The organism is Aureibaculum sp. 2308TA14-22 (assembly GCF_040538665.1).
Taxonomy (GTDB): domain Bacteria; phylum Bacteroidota; class Bacteroidia; order Flavobacteriales; family Flavobacteriaceae; genus Aureibaculum.
In genome coordinates this window covers 929,960-951,554 of sequence record NZ_JBEWXT010000001.1, presented here as the reverse complement: position 1 = coordinate 951,554, position 21,595 = coordinate 929,960, and the positions used below count along the sequence as shown (strand labels likewise).

General features: G+C 32.3%; 20 protein-coding genes. 16 read left to right on the top strand and 4 right to left on the bottom strand.

The features are described 5' to 3' along the window. Positions 1-2 precede the first annotated feature (2 nt). From U5A88_RS04230 to U5A88_RS04160, 15 genes are all read left to right on the top strand, one after another. Positions 3-485, top strand: a complete 483-nt coding sequence (locus U5A88_RS04230) for a GNAT family N-acetyltransferase (RefSeq protein ID WP_354204055.1) — start codon at positions 3-5, stop codon at positions 483-485. Beyond that, positions 482-1,351 carry a peptide chain release factor N(5)-glutamine methyltransferase gene (gene prmC / locus U5A88_RS04225; RefSeq protein WP_354204053.1) on the top strand — a complete coding sequence of 290 codons (870 nt, stop codon included), beginning with the start codon at positions 482-484 and terminating at the stop codon, positions 1,349-1,351. Before U5A88_RS04230 ends, prmC begins: the two co-directional genes overlap by 4 nt. Positions 1,352-1,383: 32 nt before the next feature. Then, positions 1,384-2,430, top strand: coding sequence for an AI-2E family transporter (locus tag U5A88_RS04220; RefSeq protein ID WP_354204051.1), 1,047 nt, complete (start codon positions 1,384-1,386; stop codon positions 2,428-2,430). Between the two features lie 30 nt (positions 2,431-2,460). Beyond that, positions 2,461-4,101 (top strand): alpha-glucan family phosphorylase, encoded by a 1,641-nt coding sequence (gene glgP, locus U5A88_RS04215; protein ID WP_354204049.1) that lies wholly within the window; start codon positions 2,461-2,463, stop codon positions 4,099-4,101. 63 nt (positions 4,102-4,164) lie between these two features. Continuing rightward, on the top strand, positions 4,165-4,851 hold the full coding sequence (gene trmD, locus U5A88_RS04210; RefSeq protein WP_354204047.1) for a tRNA (guanosine(37)-N1)-methyltransferase TrmD: 687 nt from the start codon (positions 4,165-4,167) through the stop codon (positions 4,849-4,851). A 114-nt stretch (positions 4,852-4,965) separates the two neighbouring features. Further along, positions 4,966-5,316, top strand: coding sequence for a 50S ribosomal protein L19 (gene rplS, locus U5A88_RS04205; RefSeq protein WP_354204046.1), 351 nt, complete (start codon positions 4,966-4,968; stop codon positions 5,314-5,316). Between the two features lie 689 nt (positions 5,317-6,005). After that, complete coding sequence (locus U5A88_RS04200) at positions 6,006-7,124, top strand: serine hydrolase domain-containing protein (RefSeq protein ID WP_354204044.1); 1,119 nt, start codon at positions 6,006-6,008, stop codon at positions 7,122-7,124. A gap of 92 nt (positions 7,125-7,216) precedes the next feature. Next, positions 7,217-7,783: a class I SAM-dependent methyltransferase gene (locus U5A88_RS04195; protein WP_354204043.1), complete on the top strand. Its 567-nt coding sequence runs from the start codon at positions 7,217-7,219 to the stop codon at positions 7,781-7,783. A 23-nt stretch (positions 7,784-7,806) separates the two neighbouring features. Continuing rightward, a complete protein-coding gene (locus U5A88_RS04190) occupies positions 7,807-8,487 on the top strand; it encodes a DUF6624 domain-containing protein (protein WP_354204041.1) in 681 nt (226 codons plus the stop codon). 534 nt (positions 8,488-9,021) lie between these two features. Next, on the top strand, positions 9,022-11,247 hold the full coding sequence (locus tag U5A88_RS04185) for an NADP-dependent isocitrate dehydrogenase (RefSeq protein WP_354204039.1): 2,226 nt from the start codon (positions 9,022-9,024) through the stop codon (positions 11,245-11,247). A gap of 119 nt (positions 11,248-11,366) precedes the next feature. Next, positions 11,367-13,739 (top strand): TonB-dependent receptor, encoded by a 2,373-nt coding sequence (locus tag U5A88_RS04180; protein ID WP_354204037.1) that lies wholly within the window; start codon positions 11,367-11,369, stop codon positions 13,737-13,739. 40 nt (positions 13,740-13,779) lie between these two features. Then, the gene (locus tag U5A88_RS04175) at positions 13,780-14,592 is read left to right on the top strand and encodes a DUF4249 domain-containing protein (protein ID WP_354204036.1); all 813 of its coding nucleotides are present in this window, start codon (positions 13,780-13,782) and stop codon (positions 14,590-14,592) included. A 64-nt stretch (positions 14,593-14,656) separates the two neighbouring features. Further along, positions 14,657-15,475: an N-acetylmuramic acid 6-phosphate etherase gene (gene murQ / locus U5A88_RS04170; protein WP_354204034.1), complete on the top strand. Its 819-nt coding sequence runs from the start codon at positions 14,657-14,659 to the stop codon at positions 15,473-15,475. Then, entirely contained in the window at positions 15,465-15,707 is a 243-nt protein-coding gene (locus tag U5A88_RS04165) for a DUF6095 family protein (RefSeq protein WP_354204032.1), read from the top strand. Before murQ ends, U5A88_RS04165 begins: the two co-directional genes overlap by 11 nt. Then, on the top strand, positions 15,694-16,758 hold the full coding sequence (locus U5A88_RS04160; protein ID WP_354204030.1) for an ATP-grasp domain-containing protein: 1,065 nt from the start codon (positions 15,694-15,696) through the stop codon (positions 16,756-16,758). The genes U5A88_RS04165 and U5A88_RS04160 overlap by 14 nt, the downstream gene beginning before the upstream one ends. Here the strand turns inward: U5A88_RS04160 and U5A88_RS04155 are convergent. The 4 genes from U5A88_RS04155 to U5A88_RS04140 form a co-directional block, all read right to left on the bottom strand. After that, on the bottom strand, positions 16,751-17,248 hold the full coding sequence (locus tag U5A88_RS04155; protein ID WP_354204028.1) for a DinB family protein: 498 nt from the start codon (positions 17,246-17,248) through the stop codon (positions 16,751-16,753). The genes U5A88_RS04160 and U5A88_RS04155 overlap by 8 nt on opposite strands. 96 nt (positions 17,249-17,344) lie before the next feature. Beyond that, positions 17,345-17,953, bottom strand: coding sequence for a LysE family translocator (locus tag U5A88_RS04150; RefSeq protein ID WP_354204026.1), 609 nt, complete (start codon positions 17,951-17,953; stop codon positions 17,345-17,347). Continuing rightward, positions 17,954-19,411 carry an oligosaccharide flippase family protein gene (locus tag U5A88_RS04145; RefSeq protein WP_354204024.1) on the bottom strand — a complete coding sequence of 486 codons (1,458 nt, stop codon included), beginning with the start codon at positions 19,409-19,411 and terminating at the stop codon, positions 17,954-17,956. It abuts the gene before it with no gap. A 3-nt stretch (positions 19,412-19,414) separates the two neighbouring features. Next, on the bottom strand, positions 19,415-20,791 hold the full coding sequence (locus tag U5A88_RS04140) for an MATE family efflux transporter (protein ID WP_354204022.1): 1,377 nt from the start codon (positions 20,789-20,791) through the stop codon (positions 19,415-19,417). 221 nt (positions 20,792-21,012) lie between these two features. Between U5A88_RS04140 and U5A88_RS04135 the strand changes: the two genes are divergently transcribed. Then, a complete protein-coding gene (locus tag U5A88_RS04135; protein ID WP_354204020.1) occupies positions 21,013-21,477 on the top strand; it encodes a CAP domain-containing protein in 465 nt (154 codons plus the stop codon). Positions 21,478-21,595 lie beyond the last annotated feature (118 nt).

The window sequence follows — 21,595 nt, the reverse complement described above, 5'->3', positions numbered from 1 at the left end:
ATATGATTATCAGAAAAATCAAACCATCGGACAATGCACAAATCGAACAAATCATCAAAACAACGATTGTAGAATTTGGCCTGCCCACTACCGGAACAGCCTATGAAGATATTGAAACTACAAAAATGTACGAAGCTTATCAAAAAAGCAATGAGACTTACCTTGTTATAGAAAATGATGGTAAAATAGTGGGTGGAGCTGGAATTAAAGCTTTAAAGAATAATTCCGATAATGTCTGCGAGCTTCAAAAAATGTATTTTGACCCTATTGCTAGAGGAAAAGGGTACGGAAATCTACTAATTGAAAAATGCCTGAAAAAAGCGAAAAGTTTTGGCTATACACAATGCTACATAGAAACCGACCCTAGCATGAAAGCTGCTATACATTTATATAAAAAAAATGGATTTATCCATTTAGAAGGCCCATTGGGCAATACTGGCCATTGTGCTTGCGGTGTTTGGATGCTTAAAAAGCTAAACGAATGACCTTATTAGAACTAAAATCTCTTTTTATTGAAGTATTAAAAAATAGTTATCCTAAAAAAGAAATACTATCATTTTATTATTTGCTGATTGAAGATTGTTTAAAGCTGCCAAAAACAGAAATTATTTTACAACAAAACCTGAAAATTTCTGAAAACGATTTAAACTATTTTAAACAATCCTTAAAATTATTAAAAGAAGAAAAACCAATACAATACATAATAGGTAAAACCGAATTTTATGGACTGACTTTTAAAGTCCACGAAAATATTTTGATTCCAAGACCAGAAACAGAAGAATTAGTAAGCTGGATTTTGGAAGAAGAAAACCTAATAAATTCATCATCTACCAACATCTTAGATATTGGCACAGGAAGTGGCTGTATCGCTATCGGTCTGGCTAAAAATTTACCAAAATCAAAAATTTCTGCAATTGACGTTTCTAAAAAAGCACTAGCTGTTGCAAAGCAAAATGCAACGTTAAACCAAGTAGAAGTTAATTTTATGGAACAGGATATTTTGAATAGTAATATAACTCCAATTACAACAAAATATGATATTATTGTTAGTAATCCACCTTATGTGCGTGAATTGGAAAAACATGAAATGCATAACAACGTATTGCAAAACGAGCCTCATTTAGCCTTATTTGTTAAAGATGAAAATCCATTGTTGTTTTATGATAAAATTGCCGATTTTGCAAAAGAAAGTTTAATAGAAAGCGGACTGATTTATTTAGAAATTAATCAATATTTGGCTTCAGAAACAATGCAATTATTAGCCCAAAAAGGTTTTAATACTATTGAATTACGTAAAGATATTTTTGGTAACAAAAGAATGATAAAAGCGATTAAAAAATCAAATCTTTAATTAACTTTGCCCACTAAAATTATTCATCAACAATGAACAATCTTAAAACAACAAATACACTATTGTTAATTCTAGTGATACCCGTAGTATTTTATTTGTTAAAAATACTATCGTTTATTTTTATACCACTAGTGTTTTCAATGTTTATTGCCTTACTGTTTTTACCCTTGTTACGTTGGCTCCAAAAAAAAGGAATACCAAAAGCAATCAGTATTTCTATTGTTATACTGATAATTATTGGAGGTTTAAAAATTGTTGGCGAACTAATTCACTTATCAAGTAGGGAAATAATAGCGACAAATGATGCTTTTATAGAAAAGGCACAGGTAAAATTGTTGGCTCTGCTTAATTCAATAGAGCAGTTTTTTGGAATTGATTACGGAACTGATAGAAATTTTTTAAAGCAGTTTCTAAACAAAGACAATTTTGGCACTACAGTAAGTTATATAGGCAATACAATAACAATGACATTGATGACAGCCTTTTTTGTGGTACTTTGGTTGGCCGAATCTATTAATGTTCAAAAATTAATGAACAACACCATCCTTAAACAAAAACACACTTCTGTAAAAACTTTTATAAAAATTGAGAAGGATATTGCAAAGTTTATAAAAGTTAAGTTTTTAGTCAGTTTAGGTACAGGAATCTGTACTGGATTGGCCTGTTACTTTTTTGATGTAAGCTTTCCTATTTTTTGGGGCTTGTTTGCTTTTACAATAAATTTTGTTCAAATGGTAGGTTCTTTTATCACTGTAATCTTACTATCGTTATTTGCTTTTGTCGAATTAGACCCGAACAGTATATTATTGTTTTTTATAATAACCATCACTGGTGTACAGGTATTATTTGGCAGTATTTTAGAGCCCATTTTCATGGGAAAATCCTTCTCCATAAATATTATAACCGTATTGGTAATGTTAATGTTCTGGGGCTTTATTTGGGGCGTTCCTGGCATGATAATGTCTATTCCTATTACTGTATTTATAAAAATAATTTTAGAACAGTATCCTCAAACCAGAGTCATTGCCAATATTATTTCGGGAAGTGACACACATTTGGAAATCCCTTTTAAAAAGTAAAATTAAACCTTAAACCTTATCCCTAATAAAATGTCTTCTAAGTACAATAAATGGTACCATCCCTATAAACCCGCAAAACAATTTAACAAAAAAGTAGCTTATTTTAGTATGGAGTTTGGTATTGACCAAGCATTGAAGATTTACTCTGGCGGACTTGGTTTTTTAGCTGGGTCACATATGAAATCGGCATTTGAGCTAAAACAAAACCAAATTGGAATTGGCATATTATGGAAATATGGCTACTATGACCAAAACAGGAATGACGATCAAACCTTAAAAGTTGATTTTACTGAAAAACATTATGATTTTTTAGAAGACTCAGGCTTGGAAGTTGAGATTAAAATTCACGACAATGCCTCGGTAAAAGTTCGTGCCATGGTGTTAAAACCAGAAATATTCGGTACGGTACCTATTTATTTATTGACCACGGATGTAGATAGGAATGATCATTTATCAAGAACAATTACAAATCATTTATATGATTCGAACGAAGTAACTCGGGTATCACAAAGCATTGTTTTGGGTATTGGAGGTGCAAAAATCGTAGAAGCCTTGGGAGGAGCGGATGTTTATCATCTAAATGAAGGTCATGCATTGCCGGCTTTTTATTATTTGAAAGATAAAGGCATTAAAAAAAATCAAATGGTTTTTACAACCCATACTCCGGTTGCAGCAGGAAACGAAGAGCGTGAAGCTCGTCACTTAAACCGCTGTGGTTTCTTTGGAAAATTTTTATCGCAAAAAGAACTGGAAAAAGAGGTTGTTAATGGCGGAATGATAAATTATACCGTTGCTGCCCTTAGGATGGCTAAAAAATCGAACGCGGTTTCTAAATTGCATGCAAAGGTTGCAAAAGATATGTGGAAAGGTTTTGAGGCAATCAGTAACATTATTCCCATTACCAACGCCCAAAATCAAAAATTTTGGCAAGACACCAGTATAAAAAAAGCAGCGGCGAAAAAAAATGCAAAAGCCTATACCAAAAGAAAAAAGGAATTAAAAAAAGTGCTCTTCCAAGAGGTTTTTAATCAAACTGGTAAGCAATTCGACCCTAATACTTTAACTATAGTTTGGGCACGACGATTTGCAGCTTATAAGCGAGCGGACTTATTACTTTTTGATATAGAGCGTTTTGAAAGGCTAATTTCCAATGGCAACTATCCTGTTCAAATTATTTGGGCTGGCAAACCCTATCCTTTTGATTATGGTGCAATTGATACTTTCAATTATTTGGTAAATTATTCTAAACCCAAACCCAACATTACCATACTGACAGGTTATGAAATAGAATTGTCGAGAAAGTTGAAATACGGATCGGATATTTGGCTAAATACACCTAGAATTACACGGGAAGCATCCGGTACTAGTGGCATGACAGCAGCAATGAACGGGTCTGTAAATGTATCTACCAATGATGGCTGGATACCAGAATTTGTTAAAAATGAGAAGAATTGTTTTGTGTTTCCTGAAGTAGATCACAACCTACCCGCTTGGGATCAGGACAAAATAGATAGTGATAGCCTTTATGATATTTTAGAGAACAAAGTACTACCTCTATATTATAGTACACCTAAAAAATGGCAAGATATTGTGTTTCAAAGTATAGACAATGTACTCCCTGAATTTGGCAGTAAACGTATGGCAACACAATATTATAAAGAACTTTACTAATTGATTCAGCAATTAACATGAAATATATTAGTCAAATGAATTGAATATCCAACACTAAAAATAATGCGAATAGATATTATTACCGTTTTACCAGACTTAATAAAAAGCCCTTTTGAGCATTCTATTATCAAAAGAGCCATTGATAAAAAGTTGGTAACTGTTCATTTTCATAATTTAAGAGATTACGCCATAAATAAATACGGTAAAATCGATGATGCTCCCTACGGAGGAGAATCGGGTATGGTAATGATGATAGAACCAATAGATAAATGCATCTCTAAGCTAAAATCTGAGCGAAATTATGATGAGATTATCTACATGACACCTGACGCAAAAACACTTGACCAGCAAACGGCAAATACACTTTCTCTGAATGAAAACATAATTGTTTTGTGTGGACATTACAAAGGTATTGACCACAGAGTACGCGATTTACTGATTACAAAAGAAATCTCAATTGGCGATTATGTATTGAGCGGCGGCGAATTGGCCGCAGCAGTTTTATGCGATAGCATTATACGGTTGATTCCGGGAGTTTTAGGCGACGAAACCTCAGCGTTAAGTGATTCTTTTCAAGACGGGTTGTTGGCACCACCTGTATATACAAGACCTTCTGAATATAAAGACAAGAAAGTGCCAGACGTATTATTGTCAGGTAATTTTCCTAAAATTGAAGAATGGCGTACAGAAAAAGCAATGGAAAGAACAAAAAATATTCGTCCGGATTTATTAAAAAAGAGTAAAAAATAATTTCAATATTACCTACCTTTCTTACAAAATAATTCATTACATTTGCACACTCAAAATCAACCTCTGACGAAAACCGTGAATGTTGGTCTTTGAAATTTTCTAAAAAATATAAAAATGGAAGATTTAGTAAAGTTTGTACAGAATGAATTTGTAGCAAAAAATGAAATCCCTCAGTTTGCTGCTGGTGATACCATAACCGTTTATTACGAAATTAAAGAAGGTAATAAAACAAGAATACAGTTTTTTAAAGGTGTAGTTATTCAACGAAGAGGTTCAGGTTCATCTGAAACGTTTACCATAAGAAAAATGTCAGGCACCATAGGTGTTGAACGTATTTTTCCGGTAAACTTACCCGCTATCCAAAAAATAGAGGTTAATAAGAAAGGTGCAGTTAGAAGAGCTAGAATTTTCTATTTTAGAAATCTTACTGGTAAAAAAGCCAGAATTAAAGAAACACAGCACTAAAAAATTAGTCATAAAAAATATAAAGCCCTATACCTTTTCAGGTATAGGGCTTTTCTATTAACAAATGTTAATAAACGCTGTTTATTTATTTTTAATAACTTCAATCTACAATTAGGCTACTTTTAACCATAACCTTGTTATATTTGTTGTAGAATTTTTATCGACATTAAGGTATTTCGGTAAAGTTGATATAAGGAGTAAAATCTAAACCATCGTTTTATGAAGTGCTGTGGGTAAAAATCCTAAAAGAACGTTCTTTTGTTTTTAATAATGGTGAACTGATTTAAAAACCAGTTCGAAATCAATACCAAGTGTTTAGCATGAATAATTGGAACTGACAACATTATTAAAAACATTTTAAAATGCAAAAGCAAACATAATGATGCAGTTTAGGCTGTAACATTTTACTGATTGCAACGGTATTTTAAAGAAATAGATTAACTGAGTGTACTGTTTTTAAATAAGTAGTCTATGTAAAGCATTAGTTTTACAAACTTGAGTTAACTGTTTCAGCTAATAGCCATAATGGAAAGCAATTTCTCTTATGGCTTTAGTTTTTTATAGACAAAACTTACCCTATTAGTACTGCCTCTTTTTATTATTAACTATATTGCAACTATAAAAGATATAACCAAAATGCGGTTACATATATGTTGGGCGGTAATTAAATAATAAAAACTTCGAATTCTATGAAATACATAATCAAAGCCTCATTTCTCATGATTGCTTTATTCATCTTTAGCTGCAACAACCGAGAAAACAGAAGCAAGCGAGTAAAAGAAATTGCTGAAGACTATTCTATAAGAATAGATAGTTTGATAAAAACGACAAGTCCTCGTTTTTTCAACGGTGTTATTCTCATTACCAAAAATGGAGAAACAAAATATCTAAAGGAATATGGTTATTCTGATTTTGAAAACAAAACTCCGATTTCAATCGAAGATAAATTTAGAATAATGTCGAATAGCAAACAAGTAACTGCCGTTTTGATATTGAAAGAAGTAGAAAATGGAAAGATAGATTTGCAGACCCCAATTCGTGCTTATCTGCCTAATCTCTCACATAGTTGGGCGGACACGGTAACAGTTCATCATTTGCTGAATATGTCTTCAGGGATAGTTGGAATCGAACGACCTTTGATATTTGAACCAGGAAATGGCTATCGATATAGCAACCCTGGTTACGGTTTATTAGGTAGGATTATTGAGAAGGTATCTGGTAAAACATATATTCAAGCGGCAAATGATTTATTCATAGAACTGGGAATGAACAATACCTATTGTTATGAAATTGACAAGCACAACGGTGATTTGGTCAAAGAATATAACCTTAAAGGTGGGGAACTGAGCTTGATAGAGTTTGATAATATGGGTGAAACCAAAGAATCGTGGAAAGATTTTATTCCTGCGGGTGGTATCATTTCGACAGCTCGAGACTTGAATACTTGGGATACGAAACTTTATAAGGGACTAATTCTAAATGCAGATTATCAAAAAATGATGACTACCCCAAGCAACAGAGGGCCTCATGCAGCTTTTGATAATGACACCATTGGCTATGCTTATGGTCTTAGAGTTCATGATCAACATCCAACCCCTCATATTGGGCATGGTGGCAGAGGGTTTGGTTTTGTATGTATTAAATTTTACGTTCCCGAAAAAGATGTGGATGTCATTATATGGGAAAACATTTACTGTCGAGATCCTGATGCTATTGCAGGAAGCCCCGATGTCATTACAGGTAATATAGTTTATTATTTCGAAAATAAGATAAGGAAGATAGTATTGAATAGCAGCCTTGTAAAGTAAAACTACCGCCAACAATGTATATGAAATCATAGCTTCCATTCGGTTGCTACGCTTCATATACCAACCGTTGTACTTAATGCCTAAAAATAGAAATGACAGTAACCTACGACAAATATTATCAAACTGAGAATCTGTTCGGAGAACCCTATCCAGAACTGATTGAGTTTTTTGCTTCACAGCATAAGAAAGGGAAAGTATTAGACTTGGGTTGCGGACAAGGGAGAGATTCGATTCCATTGGCTCGACTTGGATTTAAAGTTACTGGAATTGATAATTCAAAAGTTGGAATTGAACAAATGAATGAAATTTCTAAAACTGAAAATTTAAACTTAACTGGAAGAGTAACCGACATTTTTAAATTTGACAATTTTGCGAATTATGATTTTATTCTGCTTGACAGTATGTTTCATTTTACAAAAAATGACAAAAAAAAAGAAACTGATTTTATCAAAAAAATACTATCTAAAATTAAGAAAGGCTGTTTAGTAGTTTTTTGTATTCAGGATACAGGGAAAAAAATTGAGATTTTAAATAAAACGATTGACTTTGAAAATAAACTGAACAGATTAATTGACAAAAAATTCAAGTATATTTTTGAAGATAAAGAAAGCGGACATAAATCAAAAACTGATTACCGAATGGTAGTCGTTGAAAAATAAAAAGCATAAAACCTTATTAAATAATGAAACACATTATATTGTTTAGCTTTCTAATAGCAATGAGTTGCTCGAACAAGAACAGATTAAAAGAAAAACTTACAAACGTTAAGAATGAAGTAAACTTGATTGCAGTCCTTGATACTATCTGGAAGTCAGAACAACGACCAATTACATTAAGAGATTCACTTATGAAGATATATGGTGCTGAATCAGAATTGGTTAAGGAACAGCAGGCAATTTATAAGCGGAATCATATTGTTAATGAAAGGAAAATAAAGGAAATTCTGGACAAATATGGATGGCCATCTAAAGAAATGGCTGGCTTACAAGGCAATTTAACCATAAGCAATGTTATTCAACATTCAGATAATGAGATTCGAATACACTATCTACCAATGATGAGAGCGGCCGTAAAAGATAAAAAGTTAGAACCTCATTTTTTGGTTAGAGCTGAGGATCGAATTGCAACAGAAAGAGGAGATTTACAAATTTATGGAGGGCAGATGAAATACTATCCGGAAACTAAAAGTTTTAATGTATGGCCTGTGCTCGATCCTAAAAATGTAGATAAAAGGAGAGCAAAAATTGGATTAGAACCAATTGCTAAATTTCTTAAAAATAGATTTGATTTTGAATGGAATCTTGAAGAACAAATAAAGCGAAGTGAGGAATTTGAAATGGAACGGAGAAGAAACACAAACTAAATGTTTATTCAAAAAATCTTCTTAAACAATCATGCAATCAATAGTAAACTCAGGTGATGTTTACAAATCTACCTGTATTTATAAATTTACAACGAATTAAATAATTTATAGTACATCATTCAAAGAAAAGTCAAAATTCTACTTTATTAACAATTGTTAATAACCTATGTTAGTATCGAGTTAACAAAATCTATTTTCTAATTTACACATTATAAGGCGAATAAATGTATTTTTAACGCCTTGAATCTAAATTCAAAATATAAATTACCCCTTTTTGTTTTTATTTTGAAAGAGTACTATGAGTTTTAGATTCAAAAAAATTGTTCTTACATTTTATTTTAGCATAGTGTTTAGCACACCATCACTAATATTATAGAAGAACGATAACTTAAAAGCACCTTTTTATTAAGGTGCTTTTTGTATTTTATCTTACCTTTAAAAAAGCTTAACAAATTGCTTTATCGCATAGAAGTTCACACTTTTATTAGTAGATTTGCTCTCGCTAAATTTATTTGTTAATAAACAACCAATTTTATGTCAAAATCAGCACCTATAATATATACAAAAACAGATGAAGCACCAGCTTTGGCAACGGCTTCGTTCTTGCCTATTGTAAAAGCATTTACAAAGCCGGCAAACATAACTATCGAAACTAAAGACATTTCTTTAGCTGCTAGGATATTAGCCACTTTCCCTGATTTTTTAACTGATGATCAAAAAGTACCTGATGCTTTGGCTGAATTGGGAGTTTTAGTAAATAAACCTGAAGCAAACATTATAAAACTACCAAATATTAGTGCTTCTGTGCCTCAATTAAAAGCGGCAATTAACGAGTTACAGGCTAAAGGCTTTGCCTTACCCCACTATCCAGACGAACCCGAAAATAGTGATGAAAAAAGTATTAAAGCCCGTTATGATAAGATTAAAGGAAGTGCTGTAAACCCTGTTTTACGCGAAGGAAATTCAGATCGTCGTGCTCCAAAAGCGGTTAAAAATTATGCTAAAAGAAACCCTCATAGTATGGGAGCCTGGTCGTCAGATTCAAAAACGCACGTGGCCACCATGTCTCAGGGTGATTTTGCACATAACGAAAAATCAGTTACATTATCCGAGGCTACATCGGTAAGAATTCAACATACAGATATTAACGGAAATACAAGCATTTTAAAAGATAATTTAGACCTCATAAAAGGTGAAATTATCGATGCTACCGTAATGAACAAGAAAGCCTTATTACAATTTTTATCTGAACAGGTTGCTGATGCTAAGGAAAAAGGCATCTTATTTTCTTTACATATGAAAGCAACAATGATGAAAGTTTCCGATCCTATCATTTTCGGCCATGCCGTACGTGTATTTTTTAAGGATATCTTTGATAAACATGGTACAACTCTAGAAGAAATAGGTGTTGATGTTAATAACGGGTTTGGAAATTTGGTATCGCAATTGAACGAACTACCAGAAGCTAAACGCAAAGCCGTTGAAGCTGACATTGACGAAGCTTTTAAAAACGGCCCCGCTTTGGCAATGGTAAATTCTGACAAAGGCATAACCAATCTGCACGTACCTAGTGATGTTATTATTGATGCCTCAATGCCCGCAATGATTAGAACTTCAGGTCAAATGTGGAATGCAGAAGGCAATCAACAAGATACAAAAGCGGTTATACCAGACAGTTCTTATGCTGGTATTTACCAAGCTACCATAGATTTTTGCAAAGAGAATGGTGCTTTTGACCCTACTACCATGGGCACTGTACCAAATGTTGGATTGATGGCTAAAAAAGCGGAAGAATATGGATCGCACGATAAAACATTTGAAATTGAAAGTGCAGGAAAAGTTCAAGTTATTAATGATAATGGAACAATTTTATTAGAGCATAATGTTGAGCAAGGCGATATTTGGCGGATGTGCCAAACCAAAGATGCTCCAATCCAAAACTGGATTAAATTAGCAGTGGACAGAGCAACAGCTACGCAAACACCAACTGTATTTTGGTTAGATAAAAATAGAGCCCATGATGCTGAACTAATCAAAAAAGTAAATACATACTTGCCCGACCATGACACCACAGGCTTAGAAATTAAAATCCTATCTCCAGTTGAGGCTACTTTATTTACGCTAAAACGACTGAAAGATGGTAAAGACACTATTTCAGTTAGTGGTAATGTTTTAAGAGATTACTTAACAGATCTCTTTCCTATTTTAGAAGTAGGAACCAGTGCAAAAATGCTATCTATTGTGCCATTAATGAACGGTGGTGGTTTGTTCGAAACTGGTGCTGGTGGTTCTGCTCCAAAGCACGTACAACAATTTTTAAAAGAAAACCATTTACGATGGGATTCTTTAGGCGAATTTTTAGCTTTAGCTGTTTCATTAGAACATTATGGAAACGTACACGACAATTCAAAAGCACAAGTTTTAGCGGAAACATTGGACGACGCTACCGATAAACTATTGGAAACCAGCAAATCACCATCTCGAAAAGCTGGTGAGTTAGACAATAGAGGTAGCCAATTTTATTTAACGTTGTATTGGGCAGAGGCTTTAGCCGCTCAAACCCAAGATATTGAATTGCAAGAACGTTTTAAAACGATTGCCAATTCTTTAAAAGCGAGTGAAAGTGAAATTGTAAATAACCTTAATGAAATTCAAGGTACAACAGTTGATATTGATGGCTATTATAATCCGAATGATTCATTAGTTGCTAATGCTATGCGGCCAGATGAAAATTTCAATAAAATTTTAAACCAACTTTAAAACCAGATTAATACTTATTGAGTTTATTCTATTTATTGGAATTGCCTATGTATTAAATAAAAGTTAAAAGCTACTTCAACGTAGCTATTTTTAATATTTTTGCCTGAAAATAAGAAAATTTGAACAAACTTAAATTAATTGCACTTCTATTATTTTTTCAAGTAGCTATTCTTTCCGCACAAGAAAAATTCACGTTAAGTGGTACAATATCAGAAGCGTCTAGTAACGAAACACTTATAGGTGTTAATATTATATTTTCTGAATTACAAACTGGTACTGTTACTAATGAATATGGTTTTTACTCGATAACCATACCCGAAGGAACTTACGCTGTTTTAATAAGCTATGTAGGCTTTAAAGATATTAGAACAACGATAACTTTGGATAAAGATATCTCTAAAAATTTTAGTTTAGAAGAAACTTCTGAAACGTTAGATGAGGTTATTATTAAAGAGAATGTAGAGAAATTAAATATCAGAAAACCTCAGATGAGTGTAAATGCATTGACTTCCGCAACCATAAAACAAATTCCTGTTGTATTGGGCGAAGTAGATGTTATCAAGTCAATTACTTTGCTACCAGGAGTTACCAATGCCGGAGAAGGTTCTTCGGGTTTTAATGTGCGTGGCGGTGCAGTAGATCAAAATTTAATTTTATTAGATGAAGCTACAATTTACAATTCGTCACATTTATTTGGTTTCTTTTCTGTTTTTAATCCTGATGCTATTAAAGATTTAAAGCTCTATAAAGGTGGTATCCCTGCCCGTTATGGCGGTAGAGTTTCTTCGGTATTGGACATTTACCAGAAGGAAGGAAACAGCAAAAAATTTCATGCCAACGGAGGTATCGGAATTGTATCTAGTAGATTGTTGCTAGAAGGTCCGCTTAAAAAAAATAAAGGCTCTTTTTTATTGGGCGGAAGAACTTCTTATGCCCATTTATTTTTACCTCTGTTTGATCTTGACAATGTGGCCTATTTTTACGATTTGAACACTAAATTAAGCTATAAAATCAATCCAAACAATAATATTTACTTATCTGGGTATTTTGGTAGGGATGTGTTCAGTATCTCGGACAGTTTTGAAAATACTTATGGAAACACCGTTGTTAATTTTAGGTGGAATCATTTATTTTCTGACAAGTTATTTTCTAATGTTTCTCTGATTTATTCAGATTATTATTATGGATTAAAATTGAATTTGGTCGAATTCAATTGGAATTCGGGTATACAAAACTTAAATGTTAAATATGATTTTAAACATTATCTGAATGATAAATTCAAATTAGAGTATGGTCTAAATAGTATTTATTACAAATTTAATCCTGGTAAAATAGAACCTTCTACTCCTACTTCGGGGATTAACGAGTTTAAATTAATTGATAAATATGCATTTGAAAATGCTCTGTACCTTGATGCCGAACATCAAGTAACACCTAAGTTAGCATTGTCTTATGGTTTAAGATACAGCTCCTTTTTAAGATTGGGACAAGACGAACTGAACACTTATACAAATGATGAAGCGATAACATTTAATGAAGAACTTCAAATTTATGAAAAAGCCTTACCTATTGGAACCGAATCGTTTAAAAGAAGTAAAACCATAAAATCTTTCGGCAATTTAGAACCCAGATTTTCTCTGGCATATCAATTAAACGATGTGTCATCTGTTAAAGCCAGTTACAATAGAATGAGTCAATATTTGCATCTGTTATCAAATACCAGTTCGCCAACGCCCTTAGATGTTTGGACGCCTAGTGGCAAATACATCAAACCTCAATTATTGAATCAGTATGCTATTGGTTATTTTAAGAGTTTTAATGACGATAAATACTCCATTGAAGTAGAAAGTTTTTATAAAGACATTAAAAACCGAATTGATTATATAGATGGTGCTGATTTAATTGCTAATAATGCTATTGAGCAAGTTATTCTAAACGGTAAAGCAAGAGCATACGGATTAGAACTTTTATTACGAAAAAACGAAGGTAGATTAAAAGGTTGGTTGGCTTATACATTATCAAAATCTGAGCAACAAACTCCAGGAAGAACGACTTCAGAGTTAGGCATAAATAACGGAAAATGGTATAAAACGGGATATGATAAAACCCATGATATTTCTTTAACAGCAAGTTACGAACTGAACAAAAAATGGACATTTAATTCCAATTTTCTATTTCAAACGGGGCAACCCACCACCTATCCCAATGCACAATATTTGTATAATGGTATTACTATTCCAAGTTATACTGGTAGAAACGAATTTAGATTACCAAATTATCATCGCCTAGATATTTCGGCCAATTATACGCCAAAACCTAATAAAAATAAAGGTTGGCAAAGTGAATGGGTTTTTGGTGTTTATAATGTTTATAATAGAAGGAATGCAGCCTCAGTAAGTTTTGGTACTAATAACGAAACTGGTGTAAACGAAGCTACAAGATTATCTATTTTTGGTATTGTACCGTCTATATCATATAATTTTAAATTTTAGTCCATAATGAGTATTGGTTACATTGAAAAAATTTAAACACATGAAAAAAATAGTTCTTTTAATTGCATTGATTGGTTTTATCTCTTGTGAAGATGTTATAGTTGTGGATTTGCCACAATCAGAACCTAAACTGATTATTGATGCATCAATTAATTGGTTAAAGGGTACCACGGGCAACAATCAAGCTATTAAACTGACGCTTTCTGCACCCTATTTTAATGATGAGGTGCCCCCCGCCAATGGAGCACAGGTCAAAGTTACCAATTCTCAAAATGTTGTGTTTCTTTTTAATGAAGACGGTAATACCGGAATTTACATTAACAACAATTTTAACCCTGTTATTGATGAAACTTATCAGCTTACCGTTATTTACAACAATGAAACCTATACGGCTACTGAAACTTTAAAATCGGTAAGTCCTATTATACGTGTAGAGCAAAGCAAAGGTGGTGGATTTTTGGCTGAAGACTATGAAATTAAGGCCTACACCCAAGACCCTATTGATGAAGATAATTACTATCTTCTTGAGTTTTCAGATGATATACCTACCCTACCCACACTAGAGGTTTTTAAAGATGAATTTGTAAACGGAAATGAGGTTTTTGCTTACTATTCTAGTGAAGATTTAGAAATTGGTACTGAAATAAAAATTAGAACTTACGGTACTTCTAGCCACTTTTATGAATTTATGTTTATTTTATTGCAGCAGACAAGTGAAGAAGGTGGTGGTCCATTTGAAACGCAACCAGCTACAGTTAGAGGTAATTGTGTAAACACTACAAATAAAGAAAACTTTCCCCTTGGTTATTTTAGATTATCTGAAGTTGATGAGACTACTTATGTTATTCAGTAATTTTTGAATTTACAATAGTAAAAAAATATGTACTTTTGGAAAAACGTACCAACCATAATAGTATATGAATTTTACCAAAACTACTGAACAAGACTCCAATTATAATCATCTGGAAAAGATGAGTATTAATGAATTACTTACCAATATAAATACCGAAGACAAAACCGTACCCAATGCTGTTGAAAGAGTATTACCTCAAATAGAAAAATTGGTTGAGCAAATTGTTTTAAAACTAAAAAAAGGAGGACGTTTATTTTATATTGGAGCAGGAACAAGTGGTCGTTTGGGTATTTTAGATGCTTCTGAATGTCCGCCAACATTTGGTGTTCCATCTACATTGGTAGTAGGTTTAATAGCTGGAGGAGACTTTGCTATAAGGAAATCTGTAGAACATGCCGAAGACTCTACTACTCAGGGTTGGAAAGATTTACAAGAACATCAAATTTCTGATAAAGATGTTGTGGTAGGTATTGCGGCTTCAGGGACAACTCCTTATGTTATTGCTGCACTTGAAGAATGTAACAAAAACAATATTATTACAGGCTGTATTACATGCAACGAAGATAGCCCATTAGCTTTGACAGCAGCATATCCAATAGTGGTGGTGGTTGGGCCTGAATTTGTTACCGGAAGCTCACGTATGAAAGCGGGTACAGCTCAAAAACTTATCCTTAATATGATTACCACAACAACCATGATACAATTAGGTAAAGTTAAGGGCAATAAAATGGTTGACATGCAGCTTTCTAATAACAAGCTAGTGGACAGAGGTCATAAAATGCTAATGAAAGAACTTGATATTGACAGAGCGTTGGCTGAAGAGCTTATAAAAAAACATGGCAATGTTAGAAATGCCATAAATAATTATACTCGTGAGTACTAATAAACCTACATTATTTGGTGCACTTAAATATTTAGGCATTGCCCTACCCTTATTATTTTTTGCTCCTATACTCATTACCATTGGTTTTAAAGCAGTAAAAAAAGACGACACTTATTTATTGTTGGTTTTAGGAATTGTTTTAGGTCTTGCCGCAATTTTAACAACTGCTTTTGGGCTTATTAAAATTTCTAGATTTTTATTTGATAGGAAAAGTGAAAATGATAAAAGCTAAGATTTTCTTTACAAAACTTTTCCATTCTGAACATTGGCCAACTTTTTTATTTTACGCTCCGTTATTACCATATTTCTTATATAAAGCCATAAGAGCTAAAAATTTAACTCTTCCATTAATAGTTAATCCTGCAATTAAATATTCAGGTATAGGTACTGAGTCAAAATCAAAAACATTACAATTGTTACCCAAGGCATACAGTCCAAAATCAATTTTAATTCTGCCAGAAACTGAGTTTAATTCTGTTTTAAAATTATTGTTAAAAGCCGATATTCTGTTTCCGCTAATAGCAAAACCCGACATTGGTTTTCGAGGCTATTTAGTTAAAAAAATTAATAATCAAACTGATTTAGAAAATTATCTTAAAAAGAATACCATTGCTATTATTTTACAAGAATATGTGGGTTACGAAAAAGAAATAGGATTATTTTATTATAAAATTCCAGAAGAAACTAAAGGGAAAATTACATCAGTAACCTTAAAAAAATTTATAACCGTTAAAGGAAATGGAGTTGACAATTTGTCAAAATTAATTTTAGAAGATAAACGTGCATTTTTATACTATAAAATATTCGAGAAATTACATCAAGAAAAATTCTTTAACATTCCAAAAAAAGGTGAAGTTATAAAACTAACTGTTATAGGAAACCATTCAAAAGGTACTCAGTTTATAAATGGAAATCATTTAATAGATACTGAGCTGGTACATTTTTTAGATAAATTAACAGAAAATATATCAGGTTTTTATTACGGCCGCTTTGATATAAAATATGAATCACTGGAAAAATTAAAAAAAGGAGAAAATTTTAAAGTACTTGAGCTTAATGGAATCATTTCAGAACCAACACACATTTACGATTCTGACAAAGGTAATTATTTTGCATCCTTAAAAAGTATTTTTAATCATTGGCAAATAATGAATACAATTGCGAGAAAGAACCACGATGATTTTAATGTTTCATATCCTCCGCTCCAACCTTCTTTAAAAGAACTGTCTTTTCTAAGAAAATATTCAAAAAAAATTACCAGACTTAATAAAACAACTATTTGAAGTTTTCAGCTGTTTTTGGTGTAGTTGGGTTATATCCAAAATCAACATCGGGTAATTCAATGCCTAATTGTGAAATAATATAACCAATACTGGCAAAATGATGTATGGCATGACTGTGGGCTTGTACCAAAATAGAGGCTAAGGTATATTTAGTAGTTACCATGCCCAATCCTAAATCGTCTGAAACCTCAACTACCTGATCCAAATCAGTAGTGTTCAATCGTTCCAGTTTGTTGATAATTTCATCAAAATATGCCAAACCCATAACGGTTTTTTGCTCGGCCAATTCGTTACGTTTTCTTTCAGAAAGATTAATTTGTTTCGTTTCTAGTCCACAAAAAATACAATCAAATACGTCTAATATATGACGCATATGAATACCTATACTTGAATGATAAGGCTGAACAGACGTGTTGCTATATTGAGTGTCGTTTATTGCATTTAAAAGTCGAACCCCTCTTTTTAAATTATTTTCTATAGCATCAATCATATTAAAATTTTGACCTTTAGTCGCAAATATAATAATTAATTTACGGATTTTATTGGTAATGCCTTTATTTGAAAATTGAATGCTATTTTTTCCAATCTAACTTCTTAAAAGAGCGATAAATCCTAAAACCAAAAACAGCCCACTTAAAATATAATTAATGTTCATGGCAATAAACTTAGCTTTTTTGGAAATTATACCCGCAAAAGTTACATAAACAAAAAACAGCAAAAATGAACCCAAGACTGATCCAATTACAAACAATAAAATGTAAGGTTTTTCTATAATCAACTGTCCGTGGGCCGAAAAATAAGTAGCTAAGCCAAAATAAAAAGGAATGGCCAACATGTTAATCGACGACATTAAAACCCCGATAAAAAATAAATTCCCTTTTTTTGTTTTTCCTTTGATTTTTGAATTTCTTTTGGTCTGTATAAAGAAAAACACTGCTAAAACAAAAAATACGATTATAGCAGCAATCCTCAAATTATCCAATACATTAGGGTTTTGACTTAGATAGCTGGCAAAAACCAAAGCAATGGAGACTTGAATAAATACAACAATAGCCGCTCCTATTGAAAATATTAATCCAGCTTTTTTTCCTTGTTCTATGGTAGTTCTAACTGCAGTCATGTTTAGCATACCCGGTGCCAGCAAACCTACAAATGCAGAAATAAAGCCCAATAAAAAGTGTGATATAAATGTCATTTACCTTCTAATGTATTTATTAATTAGACTATTAATATCTTCAGAAATGTTTAATTTGTAAATTAAAACGGTATACACAATACTTAATAAAATAGATTTCACAATCATATTTACCAAGGGATGAAAGGGTAATATTAGAAAGTAAAACACAAAAAACAATATTGAAATTATAGCTAAAACAAGTACCGTTTTTTTCGTAAAAGGCTGCATATCCAATTTTAATTGAATATAAATAATCTTAAAAGTACTGAAAGCCAAAACCACTATTAAGGTTGCCAAGGCTGCACCATTAATACCCATTACCTGAATTAACCATCTATTTAAAAAGATGACACTTAAGGCCATGGCTATAGAGAAATAGAAAAATACTTTATAGTGATTAGAATTGGTCAAGATTGCCCCATTGGTGCCCAATGCTAGCTTATAGAGCTCCGAAATTGAAATCATTAAAACGATCATTCCTCCTACTGCATATTCTGGTTTATTAATGAATGCATATAAGTCTTGTATGTTCAAATTGATTAGTAAAAAGAGTAATCCACCAGCCACGAGTAGTGTTATTGAGCTTTTTCTATATAGACTTGCGACTTCCATTAAATTGTTATCATTGAGTTCCTTAGCCGTAAGTGGATTGATAATTTGTTGCATTGCCCTAGACGGAATGGCAATAACTGAAGCTATATAAATACCTACAGCATAATAGGCAACCTCAGCAATTTGTTCGAGCTGTGGAATCATAAATTTATCAATATCTAATAAAATACCACTTGCCGATCCTGCCAAAATAATATAGAAAGAGTAGGATAAAATCTCTTTAGCGTTTTGGGGAAATTTAAAAACAAACTCCGGTGTGTATAGTCTAAATGCAGAAAACAGCATAATCAGCATTCTAATGGCATATACTATGACTATAGCATAAATAAACTCCACATCGGTTATCCACTGCATATAAACGGCTATTAATAAAAATGTAGTACATATACGAGAAAAGATTTCTCTTAAAAAATTTCCAAAAACAGATTGGTATTGTACTTTGCTGAACGCATAAAATACTTCAAAGTATCCCATAAAAACAGCTGTCAAAAAAATAAGGTAAGTGTACGGTTTAATTATGGCGTTCTCTTTTGATAACCAACCAGCAATATTCTCATAAAATAAAGCACCTATAAAAGCTAACGGAACAATAACCAATAATGGCAACACTAATGAAGTGGTTAAAAATTGATCTTGCTCATATTTTGTTTTGTAGGATGTAAAAAATTTAACAATAGTGTGCTGCATGCCCAACACCAACAATGGCATTAGAATATTTGCTGTTGAGAGTAAAAAGGTGTTTAAACCATAATAATCTTCATGTAGAAAGTGCGTGTATAAAAACAGGACATTTGTTCCTCCTATGGCAAATCCTAAAAATAAAATAAGAGTGTTGGTAAAAGATTGTTTAAAAACAATGCCCATTTACTAAATTGTTTGATGAATTAATTTTTTGGTCAAATAATTAAATCGAATATACAATAATATTCCGGACGCGGTTAAGCCTGCTAACAACCCTAGCCAAATACCAACGCTGCCGTACATATCTTCTTTTCCTAAAAAGTAAGAAATAGGAAAACCAATTAACCAATAAGCAATAAAAGTAATTACCGTTGGTATTTTCACATCTTGCAAACCCCTCAAAGCACCTAAAACTACAACTTGCAATCCATCAGATATTTGAAAAACTGCTGATACTAATAATAATTTGGCTGCAATGCTTATTACTTCAAGGTTATCAATTTGATTCAACATATCATGTTCATCAACATATATTTTGGGTAACTCTTGATTGAATATCATAAATATCAATGCGAAAATAATATCTAAAAAGAAAGTCAATAAGAAAATAGAAAATGCAATACGTCGTAATTCCTTAAAGCTTTTTAATCCTTTTTGGTTACCGACCCTAATCATAGCAGTAACGCTTAACCCCATTGCTACCATAAATGTCATTGACGATAAGTTTAATGCAATTTGATTTGCCGCCTGAGGATTTTTCCCCAATACTCCGCTTAACCATATGGCTGCAGTAAATATGGCAACTTCAAAAAACATTTGTAAAGCCGATGGAAAGCCAAGATTTATAATTTTTCTTAAAATTGTCTTTTTGACATTACTAAAACTAAACCGTTCAAAATAAGGTTTAAACTTTTCTTTAGATTTTAACAGTAACCATATATAAGCCAACATAACCACTCTTGAAACTAATGTACCAATGGCCGCACCGATAATGCCCATTTCTGGGAACCCAAATTTTCCAAAAATCAACACATAATTTAGCACAACGTTTATAACATTTGCCAAAATAGTAGCATACATAGCATATTTGGTTTGTGACAAACCATCTGCAAATTGTTTAAATCCTTGAAACATTATTAGAGGAACCAAAGAAAACGCAACCAAATTCAAATAGGGCATGGCTAAGTCAACCACTTCTGCTGGCTGATCCATATGATACATCAATGGCTTTATTGCCAGAATCATTAAAAATAAAGCAACTCCCAAAATGGTACACAAAATCAATCCATGGTTAAAGGCCTGTTTGCCTTTTTCGATATTTTTTTCACCGTCAGCTTCTGCAACTAATGGTGTTATAGCGGTTGAAAACCCTATGCCTAAACTCATAGCGATAAAAACGAAACTATTACCCAAAGATACTGCTGCCAACTCAGCAGTACCTAGCTGACCCACCATAATATTATCGATAAAACTAACCAATGTATGGCCTATCATACCCAACATAACTGGGTATGCCAATTTCAAATTATATCTAAATTCTGATGTGTACGCTTTAAGGTTCAAGTAATTTTTAATTTTAATGCTGGCAAAGGTAATGGATTTTGACAGAGGAGTCTGAGTTAAAATAGTAACTTTTTTGCGTTTAAATTACAAATTATTTTGCTCAATAAGATGTTCTCTTTATATATAGGACGCCCTGTAATTACTGCTATCTAATAAAAAACCATATACTAAATTTTATATTTTTGAGTTATATATCAAGCTAACTTTAAGAACTTAAACCCATGAAAACAAATTTTTTAAAATACGGTTTAGTTATTTTGATGATTTTCTCAATAACGGGATGCTCTGAAGATGAAAGTGATGAAATAATTGTAGAAACTAGTATTACCGATGAAATTTTAACATTGGTAAATGCTCATAGAGAAAGTAAAGGGCTTGAAAAATTATCAAGAAATACTACTGCCGACAATTTGGCTATTGACCATAGCAAATATATGATTGCACAAGATAAAATCAGTCATGATAATTTTAAAGCACGAACTGAAAATCTGAAAAGAAATGAAAATGCAAAAGGTACAGGAGAAAATGTTGCTTATGGTTATAATACTGCTCAAAAAGTAGTAACTGCTTGGTTAAATAGTTCTGGCCATAAGGAAAACATTGAAGGTAATTTTACCCATACTGGTATTGCAGCAATACAAAATTCTGAAGGTACTTATTATTTTACACAATTATTTTATCGTTAGATATAATAAACTAAAACTTTTAAAGTTATATTACTCAACAAAAGAAATTAACCCAGCTAAATACTTATATATAGTTTCCGATACTAATCGGATCAAAACAAAAAAATCCCGTTTCAAT